The sequence below is a fragment of the Phenylobacterium sp. genome, assembly GCF_036263695.1.
Taxonomy (GTDB): domain Bacteria; phylum Pseudomonadota; class Alphaproteobacteria; order Caulobacterales; family Caulobacteraceae; genus Phenylobacterium.
On record NZ_DATAGM010000364.1, the window covers coordinates 1 to 11,081 of the forward strand.

Annotated in this window: 13 protein-coding genes; 10 read left to right on the forward strand and 3 right to left on the reverse strand. The window is 70.9% G+C overall.

The genetic code is table 11. The annotated features are described in order from the left end of the window. On the forward strand, nt 1-205 hold a 205-nt coding region (locus VHK87_RS14835), incomplete at its 5' end, for a hypothetical protein (RefSeq protein ID WP_329635663.1). Here the strand turns inward: VHK87_RS14835 and VHK87_RS14840 are convergent. Then, nucleotides 206-1,486, reverse strand: a complete 1,281-nt coding sequence (locus tag VHK87_RS14840) for a YihY/virulence factor BrkB family protein (protein ID WP_329635664.1) — start codon at nt 1,484-1,486, stop codon at nt 206-208. A 92-nt stretch (nt 1,487-1,578) separates the two neighbouring features. On the opposite strand from VHK87_RS14840, the gene VHK87_RS14845 reads away from it, so the two are divergent. From VHK87_RS14845 to VHK87_RS14855, 3 genes are all read left to right on the forward strand, one after another. Further along, the gene (locus tag VHK87_RS14845) at nt 1,579-2,358 is read left to right on the forward strand and encodes an MOSC domain-containing protein (RefSeq protein WP_329635665.1); all 780 of its coding nucleotides are present in this window, start codon (nt 1,579-1,581) and stop codon (nt 2,356-2,358) included. Further along, nucleotides 2,355-3,224 (forward strand): peptide chain release factor N(5)-glutamine methyltransferase, encoded by an 870-nt coding sequence (gene prmC / locus VHK87_RS14850; RefSeq protein ID WP_329635666.1) that lies wholly within the window; start codon nt 2,355-2,357, stop codon nt 3,222-3,224. The genes VHK87_RS14845 and prmC overlap by 4 nt, the downstream gene beginning before the upstream one ends. A 281-nt stretch (nt 3,225-3,505) precedes the next feature. Beyond that, the gene (locus VHK87_RS14855; protein ID WP_414694152.1) at nt 3,506-4,510 is read left to right on the forward strand and encodes a DUF4167 domain-containing protein; all 1,005 of its coding nucleotides are present in this window, start codon (nt 3,506-3,508) and stop codon (nt 4,508-4,510) included. Nucleotides 4,511-4,683: 173 nt separating this feature from the next. Here the strand turns inward: VHK87_RS14855 and VHK87_RS14860 are convergent, their stop codons facing one another. Next, nucleotides 4,684-6,738, reverse strand: coding sequence for a TonB-dependent receptor domain-containing protein (locus VHK87_RS14860; protein ID WP_329635668.1), 2,055 nt, complete (start codon nt 6,736-6,738; stop codon nt 4,684-4,686). A gap of 102 nt (nt 6,739-6,840) precedes the next feature. Here VHK87_RS14860 and VHK87_RS14865 point away from each other — a divergent pair, with 102 nt between their 5' ends. The 6 genes from VHK87_RS14865 to VHK87_RS14890 all read left to right on the forward strand — a co-directional run bounded on the left by VHK87_RS14865 (nt 6,841) and on the right by VHK87_RS14890 (nt 9,947). After that, nucleotides 6,841-7,323 carry a Fur family transcriptional regulator gene (locus tag VHK87_RS14865; RefSeq protein WP_329635669.1) on the forward strand — a complete coding sequence of 161 codons (483 nt, stop codon included), beginning with the start codon at nt 6,841-6,843 and terminating at the stop codon, nt 7,321-7,323. Nucleotides 7,324-7,362: 39 nt separating this feature from the next. Beyond that, complete coding sequence (locus VHK87_RS14870) at nt 7,363-7,833, forward strand: 5' nucleotidase, NT5C type (RefSeq protein WP_329635670.1); 471 nt, start codon at nt 7,363-7,365, stop codon at nt 7,831-7,833. Then, a complete protein-coding gene (locus VHK87_RS14875; protein WP_329635671.1) occupies nt 7,833-8,429 on the forward strand; it encodes a DUF4893 domain-containing protein in 597 nt (198 codons plus the stop codon). The genes VHK87_RS14870 and VHK87_RS14875 overlap by 1 nt, the downstream gene beginning before the upstream one ends. Nucleotides 8,430-8,460: 31 nt before the next feature. Continuing rightward, entirely contained in the window at nt 8,461-8,883 is a 423-nt protein-coding gene (gene arfB / locus VHK87_RS14880) for an alternative ribosome rescue aminoacyl-tRNA hydrolase ArfB (RefSeq protein WP_329635672.1), read from the forward strand. A 48-nt stretch (nt 8,884-8,931) separates the two neighbouring features. Continuing rightward, nucleotides 8,932-9,468, forward strand: coding sequence for a hypothetical protein (locus VHK87_RS14885; RefSeq protein WP_329635673.1), 537 nt, complete (start codon nt 8,932-8,934; stop codon nt 9,466-9,468). A 101-nt stretch (nt 9,469-9,569) separates the two neighbouring features. Then, nucleotides 9,570-9,947 carry a hypothetical protein gene (locus VHK87_RS14890; protein WP_329635674.1) on the forward strand — a complete coding sequence of 126 codons (378 nt, stop codon included), beginning with the start codon at nt 9,570-9,572 and terminating at the stop codon, nt 9,945-9,947. Between the two features lie 158 nt (nt 9,948-10,105). Here the strand turns inward: VHK87_RS14890 and VHK87_RS14895 are convergent. Continuing rightward, nucleotides 10,106-11,081, reverse strand: a 976-nt coding sequence (locus VHK87_RS14895; RefSeq protein ID WP_329635675.1) for an AAA family ATPase, incomplete at its 5' end; no start/stop codon positions are given.

Genomic DNA, 11,081 nt, shown 5'->3' on the forward strand with positions numbered 1-11,081 from the left:
CATGCTGGCCCTGATGAACCCGGACGGCCAGAACCCGGCGCCCCCGTCGCTGGAGACGTTCGAGAGGTGGTTGGGGGCGATGTCCAGGGGCGGGGTGGCCGTGCCGGCCGAGTGGCTCGCCAAGGCTAGAGCCTATCTGCAGGGCGCCGCCGCCGAAATCGTGGCGAAGGAGCTTGGCGAGGGTCGAAGCGGCGGCGCCGCCTGATCAGGCGGCCCTGTTGGCGGATCGCGATGACCCCGCATCGACCTTCTTCGACCGGTCGACCTTGCGGCGCCGAATGAAGCCGTGCACGCGATCGGCCTGACGCCGCCCGCCCCGCCAGGCGGCGGTGATCGCGGCGGTCAGCCCGCCCCTCAACGCGAGCCCCACGGTGTCGGCCATGGCCGCGCCGCGTTGGCCGATCGGCTTCGGCGGGCCAGAGGTGGAGTCGAGCGCAGTCTGGTGCTCGATCTCGGCGTTGAACTCGGCGCCGATCAGCACGGCCATCACCGAGACGTAGACCCACAGCATGAAGGCGATCACCGCGCCCAGGGAGCCGTAGGTCACGTCCAGGTGGGCGATATTGTTGAGGTACCAGGAGAAGCCCAGGGATCCGCCCAGCCACAGGCCGGCGGCGAACAGGCCGCCGAGCATCACCCATCGCCACTTGGCGCGCTTGCGGCAGGGGCCGTAGCGGAACAGGACGGAGAAGGCGCTCGCCGCCAGCAGCATCAACAGCACCCAGCGCAGCGGAATCCAGGCCTCGAGCAGCCGCAGATAGCCGAGGTTGCGGATGGCGATGGGCGCCGCGACAAGGATGACCGTCACCAGCGTCAGGAACACCAGGGCGCCGAAAGTGAAGGCGTAGGTCAGCGCCACGCGCAGGAAGTAGTTGCGCTTCTCGATCTCGTCGTAGGCGATGTTGAGCCCGTCCACGAGGGCCTTCACCCCCGCGTTGGCGCTCCAGACCGAAACCAGCAGGAAGATCACGAAGGCGGCGGACAGGCTGACCGGCCGGCGGGTGGCCATCCGCATCATCTGCTCGCCGATCAGGTCCAGGACGCTGCGCGGGAAGACGGTGGCCAGGTCCGCGAGCTGCTGGCGCACCTGCTCGACGTCGGAGAACAGGCCGTAGAGCGAGGCGAACACACCGAGCGCCGGGAAGATGGCCATCAGGGTGTAGAAGGTGACCGAGCCGGCGACCGCGCTCAGCCGATCGTGGGTCACCTCCTGATAGGTGCGCCAGAGGATGTCCTTCCAGCCCTTGGGCGGGATCTTGTGGGGGGCGGTGGCGAGGCGCCCGCGGCCGGGCTCGGCCAGGTCGTGCTCCTCCGGCGAGAGCACCTGCTGGACGCTCATCCCCGGCTGGGGCTTGGGCGGCTCGCGGTAGAAGAGGGCGGCGGTGGTCGCCGCAAGGGCGACCCAGGGGGCGGCGTTCAGCAGCCAGGAGGGCAGACGGCTGGCGCGTTGTTGCGGGCCAGGCGCCCGGTCCTGGTCTCGACGCAAGCGAGCATCTCCCTTCCCCCGCGACGAACAACCCTAGGCGAAGCGTCGCCGTTCCCTTGTAGACCGATCCGTCTTGCGGCAACAGACCTGGGATGACCGGCTTCGTCGCGGCCCTGTTCCGCCATCCCGTCAAAGGCTTTACGCCGGAACCGCTGCAGGCGGCCGAGCTCGTTCCTGGCCAGCCCTTCCCGTGCGACCGCATTTGGGCGGTGGAGAACGGACCCTCCGGCTACGACCCGGACGCGCCGGCCTTCATCCCCAAGCAGAAGTTCACGGTGCTGATGTCGATCCCGCAGGTCGCCCAGGCGCGCACCCGCTACGATGCGGCCACCACCCTTCTGCAGGCGCAGGCGCCCGGCCGCCCGATGTTCGCCGAGCGGCTCGCCGACTTGGAGGGCCGCGACGCGTTCGCCCGCTGGGTGGCCGACCTGCTGGGTGAGGAGGCCCGCGGGCCCTTGCGCGTCGTGCAGGCGGTGGACGGCCACCGGTTCACCGATCACCCGCGCGGCCACGTCTCGATCATCAACATGGCCAGCGTGCGCGACCTGGAGAGCCGGATGGGCATGCCCATCGATCCGCTGCGCTTTCGGGCCAACCTCTATGTCGAGGGCTGGCCGGCCTGGGCCGAGAACGACTGGACCGGACGGCGGCTGATGCTGGGCTGGGCGCGGGCGGAGGTCTTCAAGCCCATAGTCCGTTGCGCGGCGACGCACGTGAACCCGGACACCGCCGAGCGGGACATGGACATCGTGAAGGGCCTCTACGACGCCTATGGGCACATGAACTGCGGCATCTACGTTCACGTCACCCAGGGCGGGCAGGTGAGCCTCGGCGACGCCTGCGCCGCGCCTATTCGGGAAGACGCCGTTTGACCCTGACCCTCGTTCAGGCCTGGTCCGCCGCCAAGAGCCGCCTGGAGGCCGCCGGCCTAGCCGGGCCGGTGATCGACGCGCGGCTGCTGGTGGAGGCGGCCGCCGACGCCGCGCGGATCGACATCCTGACCGATCCGCACCGGCCGCTGACGGCGGAGCAGGAGGCGCGGCTTCTGGACTATCTCGACCGGCGCGAGCGGCGCGAGCCGGTCAGCCACATCCTCGGCCGGCGGGGCTTCTGGAAGATCATGCTGCGGGTGACGCCCGCCGTGCTGACCCCGCGCCCGGACACCGAGACCATCATCGACCTGGTGCTGAAGGCGTTCGGCGAGCACCAGGTGTTCAACGTCCTCGACCTCGGCGTCGGCTCGGGCGCGATCCTTCTGGCCATCCTGGCGGAGCGGCCGCTGGCCCGCGGGCTCGGCGTCGACGTCTCGGAGGAGGCGCTGGCGGTGGCCCGGGAGAACGCCGCGACCCTCGGGCTGGCGGGCCGCTGCGCCCTGCTGCGCGGCGACTGGACCGAGGGCCTGGCGGACGAGAACTTCGACCTGGTGGTCTCCAATCCGCCCTACATCGCCACCGACGTGATCGAGACGCTGGAGCCCGAGGTGCGCGAGCACGAGCCGCGGCTGGCGCTGGACGGCGGACGGGACGGGCTGGACGCCTACCGCCGGCTGGCGCCCGAGATCCTGCGGGTGCTGAAACCCGGCGGCCGGTTCGCTGTGGAGATCGGCTACGACCAAAAGGCGGCGGTCGAAGCGCTGTTCCGCGAGGCCGGGGCCCTCGACGTTCAGACCTTCAAGGACCTGGCCGACCGGGACCGTGTCGTTGCAGGTGCGAAAAAGGCCTTGGAAACCGGCCGCTGAATCGGTACATCTGCAAGCGTCTCCACCCCAATTGGCCGGTGCAACAGGTTCAAGCGTCCCCCACAGAGGCGCAAGACCGCTCCGGCAGGCGCGAGCCCGCAAATCTCGCGTGACGCGCGCCTCCTCAAGCCAGGTTGGAAGACGGGGAAACCTGCTCATCAACAGACGGATCCTGGGCTGCAACCGCCCGCTCCGATCAGAACCACACGGGTCCAATCGCCTTAGTTCCCCATGAGCGCGGCGCCCGAGACGGTCAGCGACGAATGAGAGATTTCAAGGGTATGAAGCGTCAGCGCGGCCGCAATCGCGGCGGCGGCGGCGGCGGCAAGCCTCAGCAGCAGAACGCCAACCGGGCGTTCGACTCCAACGGGCCTGAAGGCGTCAAGGTGCGCGGCAACGCCCAGCACGTGTTTGAAAAGTACCAGCAGCTGGCGCGCGACGCGGGCTCAGCGGGCGACCGGGTGCTGGCCGAGAACTATCTGCAGCACGCCGAGCACTATTTCCGGCTCCTGCGCGCCATGCAGCCGCAGCGCTCAGCGAGCGAGATCCTGGGGCGCGACCAGTTCACGTCCGGCATCGACATCGACTTCGAGGACGAGAGCGGCGCCCAGGCGAACGCCGAGGCCGACGCCGCCCAGGAAGCCGGAGAGGGCGGCGAAGCCGAGGGCGAAGCCCGCGGCGCCTGGCAGGGCCGGGACCGCGACGGGCGCGAGCGCGACGGACGCGATCGTGATCGGGGCGAACGCAGCGACCGCGACGAGCGTCCCCGCGATGATCGTCCGCGTGACGATCGCCAGCGCGACCGCTTCGCCGGCGGCCGTGACCGCGACCGGGGCGAGCGCAACGACCGCGACGACCGTCCCCGCGACGAGCGGCCCCGCGATGACCGTCCGCGCGATGACCGTCCGCGCGAGGATCGCCCGCGCGAGCGTTTCGAGGGCCAGGGCCGCCGCGACCGCGACGACCGCGGCGGCGAACGCCGCGAGCGGTTCGACCGCACTGAGCGGGGCGAGCGCCCCGAGCGCGATCCGATGCCGGTGACGGAACCTCAGGCGACACCGCTGGTGGCCGCCGAGGAGCGCCCCTCGCCGATGCTGCGCGACGCTGAGGGCGGCGAGAGCCACGCCCCCGCCTTCCTGCAGTCCTCGGTCGCCCCGCGCGTCGAAACCCCCGACACCGAAGACGGCGCAGCGCCCGCCAAGCGGCCCCGCCGCCGCCGCGCGCCGCGCACCTTCGAGGCTGGCTCCGAAGGCGCCGCCCCGAGCACCGAGTCCGAAGAGGTCTGAATCCCTTCCCTCCCCCGCATGGGGAGGGTGGTTCGGAGCACCGTGACGAACCGGGTGGGGAAGTGAGGCGCTGCAGGGCGCTCGACGGCCGGGCGCCTCGCGGCGCGGGCCTCCCCCACCCGTCCCCGCGCTCCGCGCGGCTCCACCCTCCCCATGAACGGAGGGAAAAGCGCCTAGAACCTGTAACCCACGCCGACCCTGAAGCTGCGCCCCGGCAACGGCGCCAGGTCCTTCAGGAACGAGGCGTGCTCGCGCGCCTCGGCGTCGTTGATGTTCCGCGCCTCGGCGAACACCTTGAAGCCGTCGTCGTCCTTCAGCGGGCGGAAGACCAGCGAGGCGTTCAGCATCCGGTAGCCGTCGGTGGGCAGCTCCAACTCGGCGACGCGATCTTGCTCGCCCACCTCGCGCAGCTCCAGCTTGCCGGTCCACCAGCCGCCTTCGAACACGCCGCGCACGCTCGCCGACCAGGGCGGTATGCGTGCGGGCGGGCCGAGGTCAGTCGCCCCGCGCACATAGTCCGCCGCCAGCTCAAGCGTGAAGCTGCGCTCGGCCTCTTCCCAGAGCTGATAGCCGAGCTCGGCCTCTGCGCCCCAGAAGTCGGCGTCGGTCTGGCGATAGGCGAAGATGGGGGTCCCCTCCTCGTCCGTCTCGCTGGTCGGCCTAAGGTCGATGAAGCCTTCGTAGCGCGCGCCGAACAGGTGCAGGTCGCTGCTCAGCGGCCCGCGCGAATAGTGCAGCGTCAGGTCGAGGGCGTACGCGACCTCGGTATCCAGGCTCGCATCGCCCACCTCGTAGGCGCGGGTCGCGGCGTGCACGCCGTCGGCGAACAGCTCGGTCTCGGTGGGCGCCCGGGCTGTACGGGTCAGCGAGGTCCCGAGGAACAGGCCGTCGACCGGCCGCAGGAAGGCTCCGACGCTGGCTGAGACGTTGGTGAAGTCGCGGGAACCGATCGGGCTCTCCAGCTCGCGCCGGTCCAGGCGGATCCCGCCCTCGACGCCCCAGCCCTCGCGGTCCAGGCGCTGGAGGGTGAAGATCCCGACCTCGGAGATGTCGACCGGCGGGATGAAGGCCTCTGCGCCCTCCGCCGAGATCGATTTCTGCAGCGCCTGAAGGCCCACCGCGCCCTGCCAGCCGTTGCGCTCCGGCTGCACCAGCTCCACGCGCGCTTCGGCGCCGTCGGAGGCGATGCGGGTCGCGGGCGCGCCGTCCTCTATCTCCACATGCTCATAGTCGGCGAAGCCTGCCGAGAGGCGCAGGCGCTCGAAGGGTCCCAGGTCGGCGGTGAGGCCGCCGCGCAGATCCACGCGGGTCTGCTCCAAGTCGATGACCACACCCTCCCCCTCATGCTCCTCGTGGCCCTCCTCCCCTTCCTCCCCTTCCTCCCCTTCCTCGCCCTCTTCGCCCTCCTCGTGCTCGTGGTGATGCGCATGACCGGGCACGCCGTAGCTGGTCTCCGTGCGCTTCACCGAGGCGCCGAGGAAGCCGCGCTCGCCGATCCAGGAAAGGCCGGCGCCATAGGCCGTCAGCTCCACGGCGGTGTTCTCCACCACGTCGTCCACCGGGCCCGGCCACTCCTCGCCGTCGGCCTCGAGCTGGCGGCGCGACTCCGCCGGGGAGGGAACCTCGTAGTCGTCGCTCTCCCGCCGCAGGGCGTCGAAGCTGAGGACGAAGTCGCCGAGGCCGAACTTCACCGCCCCGGAGGCCATCGTCCCATCGTCGACGCTGGAGAGCGCGCCGAGAACCCGGCCGTCGACGCCCTCGACCCGCGCCTCCGGGATGCGGTCGTCGATAATGTTGACCACCCCGCCGATCGCCGAGCCGCCGTAGAGCAGCGCCGCCGAGCCGCGCAGCACCTCGATCCGCTGCGCCTCCTGCGGGTCGGAGGCGACCTGGTGGTCCGGCGAGAGAGCCGAGGCGTCGATCAGGCCGACGCCATTGTTCAGCACCAGCACCCGCGGTCCCGCGAGGCCGCGGATCACCGGCCGGCTGGCGCCTGGCCCGAAGAAGGTGGAGCGCACGCCCGGCAGTCCGGCCAGGGCTTCGCCGAGGCCCGCGGGGGGCGCCAGGTCCAGCGCCTCGCGCCGCAGGACGTCCACGCTGGCCGTCGTCGCCTCGATCGGCACCGCGTAGGGCGCGCCGGACACCACCACCTCGGACACCTCCGCCGGCTGGGCGAAGGCCGGGCCCGCCACCAGGGCGGACGCGGCGAACCAGACGAGCTTGCGCATGGGAGGACCCTTCGGCGAGTTGCGATGCGAGGTGTTATGAAATAACATAACGGGCAGTCAAGCCTGTTGCGGCGAGCGCCGCGCCCGATTAGCGAAGGGAGCATGAGCGAGGCCTGCCGTCACGACCATGGATCGCCCCACGGCATCCACGGGACCGAACTCGCCGCGGCCCTTGGCGCGGCCGAAGCCCGCTGCGCGGCCGAGCAGGAACGGCTGACGCCGCCCCGTCGCCGCGTGCTGGAGCTGCTGCTCGGCGCGGAAGGGCCGCTGAAGGCCTACGACCTGATCGCCGCCTACGGCGACGCCGGTGAGCCGGCCAAGCCGCCGACGGTCTACCGCGCGCTGGAGTTCCTGGAGCGACTGGGCTTCGCGCACCGGATCGAGAGCCTGAACGCCTACGTCCCCTGCCGGATGGAGGCCGAGCGGCACAGCGCCGCCTTCCTCATCTGCGACTGCTGCGGGGCGGCCAAGGAGTTCGAGCCCGACTTCTCGAGCCAGCTGACGGCGGCGGCGAGCGCCGGCTACGCGGTCCGCTCCGTCACCCTGGAGGCCCGCGGGCTGTGCGGCGAATGCCAGGGCGGCTGATGCGAACCTGCAGGCCGCAGGCGCGTTAGCACCTCCCGTATGCGTAAACAGCTGTATCTGGACTGCGACGGCGTGCTCGCCGATTTCGACCGCAGGGCCACTGAAATCTTAGGAATGCCCCCGGAAAGGTTCGAGAAGCGCCACGGTTTGGGCGCCTTTTGGAAGCGTTTGGCGACCACCCCCGAGTTCTTCGCCGACCTGCCGCTGATGCCCGACGCCATGGAGCTCTATGACGCCGTGAAGGATCTCAATCCCATCATCCTTACGGGCCTGCCCAGGGGCAATTGGGCCGAACCGCAGAAGCGCCGCTGGGCCGAGCGGCACTTCCCCGGGGTGCCGGTGATCACCACCAGCGCCGCGCTGAAGCGCGAGCATTGTCATCCCGGCGACGTGCTGGTGGACGACAAGGACAAGTACCGGAGCCTATGGGAGCAGGCGGGCGGCGTCTTCGTGCATCACAGCTCGGCCAGGCGGTCGATTGAGGCGCTGAACGGGCTCGGAATGCTCTGATGCCGGTGAAGAAGACGATCCATGCGGCGCTCGCCGTCGCGGCCTTCTACGCGGGCATACAGCTCGGCCCCGTGGCGCGCGCCGAGCCCGACGACTGGCGCGCCGAAGCCAGTCCCGAGGACGCCCGGCGCCTGGCGCGCATCGACCAGGCCTGGAGCGAAGGACTGCGGCAGGCGCGCCAGGGCGGCCACCGCCCCGACCTCGCCAACCTCGGCCTGCTGGTGGATCGCAAGGCGGCGCTTCGGGAGTCGCGGCCCGAGCCCGGCGCCTACTACTGCCGGACGGTGAAGCTCGGAAGCCCCGGCGGCCGCGGGCCGGCCTTCGCCGCCTACGAGTGGTTCCGCTGCGAGGTGGAGGAAGGGCCTGGCGGCGAGCTGCTGCTGGAGAAGATCACCGGATCGCAGCGTCCGTGGGGCCGGCTCTACGAGGACGGCGCCAGACGCCTGGTCTATGTGGGCGGCCAAGCCGGTTACGGCCACGACCCGGCCCACGACCAGATCGGCGCCTTCGAACGGCTGGGCGAAGACCACTACCGGCTGGTGCTGCCGTGGTCGAAACAGGCGTCGGTGCTCGACCTGATCGAGCTCAGGCGCTGAGTTTTCCGCCCTCCCAGGTTATGGGGGGAGGATGATCCCCATCACGGACGCCATCGCCCTGCAGGACGACGAGCTCGTCGAGAAGGCCGTGCGCGCCAGCGGGCCGGGCGGCCAGCACGTCAACAAGACCTCGACCGCAGTGGAGCTGCGCTTCGACGTGCGCGGCTCGCCCTCGCTGCCCGACGACGTGAAGGAACGGCTCACCCGGCTCGGCGGCAGCCGCATGACCCAGGAGGGGGTGCTGGTGATCTTCGCCCAGACATCCCGTAGCCAGGAGCTGAACCGGCAGGAGGCGCGCGAGCGGTTGATCGAGCTGATCCGCAAGGCCGCCGTGCGGCCGAAGCGCCGGCGGCCGACCAAACCGACCTACGCTTCGAAGATGGAGCGGCTGAAATCCAAGACCAAGCGCTCGGGCGTCAAGGCGATGCGCGCCAGGCCCGGACGCGACGACTAGATTCAGCTCTTTTCGCGCCGCCCCAGCCTTGCCATAACCACTTCCCAAATGTCCCGTACCCGCGCCCTACCCGCCCTCGCCCTGGCCGCCGCCACCCTCGCCGCCTGCGCCGGCGGTCCGGGAGCCCCGATGGGCCCGGGCCCCGGCCGCCCCGGCGGCCTGGCCGAGTTCAGCCCCTCCGACTTCGCTTGGTCGCAGGTCCCCGGCCGCAACCGCATCGACGGGCGCCTAGCGTTCCGGCAGGGCCAGACCCGCTATACCTGCTCCGGTTCCGGCGTCGTCCTGACGCCGGAGACGCCTTGGACGCGGCGGCGGATGAGCATCCTCTACGCCTCGGCCGACGCGGCCGCGCTGCCGGCTGAAGAGGTCCGCGCCCGCACCCCCTCGGCGCCCCACGCCGACTACTCGGGCTTCGTGCGCACCACCACCTGCGATGCGGCCAACCGGTTCAGCTTCGCCGGCCTGCCAGACGGCTCCTGGTTCGTCATCGCCATGGCCCGGCCGGCCGCAGGCGGGGGCCAAAGCATGGCCATCATGCGCCGGGTGGTGACCCGCGGCGGCCGGGCGATCCCGCTCGACCTCTAGCGTCCGCTGAACGGAGCCGGCGCTAAACGGGGCCGTGGACCCGCAGGCGGGGCCGTGCGTTCTTGCCGAAAGAGGGACTGCGCCTTCAGAAGGAGGCTCCGATGCGTCGACTGTTGGCGGCCGCGTTGGCCGCAGCAACCCTGGCGGCCGGGATCGCCGCCCCTGGCGCGGCCAGCGCCCAATACCTGCACCGGGTGGATCACGACGATGGCGACGCCATCGCCGCCGGCATCGCCGGCCTGATCATCGGCGGGGCGCTGGGCGCCTCGAGCCGCGGCTACTACGACTACGGGTACCGGCCCTACTACGGCGGGGGCTACTACGACCGGCGGCATTACGCGCCACGCTATTATGCGCCCAGGTACTACGCCCCGCCCTACGGCTACTACGACCGGCCCTACCGCTACCGGCAGCGCTGCCGGACGGTGACCTACTGGGATCCCTACTACGGCCGCGTGCGCGAGCGGCGCTGCTGGTGACGGCGCCGTAGATGCTCCCCCAAGGGGGAGCTGTCGCGAAGCGACTGAGGGGGTCCGCAGGCGCTGAGTCGGCGATGGGCCGACATCGGACTCAGCGGGCGTGACCCCCCTCCACCGCCTTCGGCGGTCCCCCTCCCCCTGCGGGGAAAGATTTGGCGCTAGTGCACGTTGGCGCGGCCGATCTCCAGGCCGTCGCCGCCTGCGGTGACCTGGATGGCCGAGCCGTCCTGGAGCTCGCCGGACAGCAGCTTGCGGGCCACCGGGTCGACCAGCTCCTTCTGGATCACGCGCTTGAGCGGGCGGGCGCCGTAAACCGGATCGTACCCGCGGTCGCCGAGCCAGTGCAGGGCGGCCGGGTCGAGCACGATGGCCATCCTGCGGTCGGCCAAGAGCTTCTCCACCCGGCCCAGCTGGATGCGGACGATGTCGTCCATCTCCTCGCGGCCGAGGCGCTTGAACAGGATCACCTCGTCGATCCGGTTCAGGAACTCGGGCCGGAAGTGCCGGCGCACGACCTCCATCACCGCCGGACGCGCCGCCTCCACGTCCTCTCCGCCGGCCAGATAGTCCGAGCCGAGGTTGGAGGTCATGATGATCAGCGTGTTGCGGAAGTCGATCGTGCGGCCCTGGCCGTCGGTCAGACGCCCGTCGTCCAGCACCTGCAGCAGCACGTTGAAGACGTCCGGGTGCGCTTTCTCGACCTCGTCGAACAGCACCACCTGGTAGGGCCGGCGGCGGACCGACTCGGTCAGCGCCCCACCCTCGTCATAGCCGACGTAGCCGGGAGGCGCCCCGATCATCCGGCTGACCGAGTGCTTCTCCATGTACTCGCTCATATCGAGGCGGGTGATCGCCGCCTCGTCGTCGAACAGGAACTCGGCCAGCGCCTTGGTGAGCTCGGTCTTGCCGACCCCGGTGGGGCCGAGGAACAGGAAGGAGCCGATGGGGCGGTTGGGGTCCTTCAGGCCCGCGCGAGCCCGGCGCACCGCGTCGGAGACGGCGACCAGCGCCTCCTGCTGGCCGACCACCCGCTTGCGCAGGGCGTCCTCCATGGAGAGCAGCTTCTCGCGCTCGCCCTCCAGCATCTTCTCCACCGGCACGCCGGTCCAGCGGGAGACGACGGCGGCGATCTGC

What these genes read in the sequence shown, in the direction of transcription:
- VHK87_RS14845 (WP_329635665.1), top strand. Translation starts at nt 1,579, where the DNA reads ATGACCGGCTTCGTCGCGGCCCTGTTCCGCCATCCCGTCAAAGGCTTT.
- VHK87_RS14855 (WP_414694152.1), top strand. Translation starts at nt 3,506, where the DNA reads ATGAAGCGTCAGCGCGGCCGCAATCGCGGCGGCGGCGGCGGCGGCAAG.
- VHK87_RS14860 (WP_329635668.1), bottom strand. Translation starts at nt 6,738, where the DNA reads ATGCGCAAGCTCGTCTGGTTCGCCGCGTCCGCCCTGGTGGCGGGCCCG.
- VHK87_RS14865 (WP_329635669.1), top strand. Translation starts at nt 6,841, where the DNA reads ATGAGCGAGGCCTGCCGTCACGACCATGGATCGCCCCACGGCATCCAC.
- VHK87_RS14870 (WP_329635670.1), top strand. Translation starts at nt 7,363, where the DNA reads ATGCGTAAACAGCTGTATCTGGACTGCGACGGCGTGCTCGCCGATTTC.
- VHK87_RS14875 (WP_329635671.1), top strand. Translation starts at nt 7,833, where the DNA reads ATGCCGGTGAAGAAGACGATCCATGCGGCGCTCGCCGTCGCGGCCTTC.
- arfB (WP_329635672.1), top strand. Translation starts at nt 8,461, where the DNA reads ATGATCCCCATCACGGACGCCATCGCCCTGCAGGACGACGAGCTCGTC.
- VHK87_RS14885 (WP_329635673.1), top strand. Translation starts at nt 8,932, where the DNA reads ATGTCCCGTACCCGCGCCCTACCCGCCCTCGCCCTGGCCGCCGCCACC.
- VHK87_RS14890 (WP_329635674.1), top strand. Translation starts at nt 9,570, where the DNA reads ATGCGTCGACTGTTGGCGGCCGCGTTGGCCGCAGCAACCCTGGCGGCC.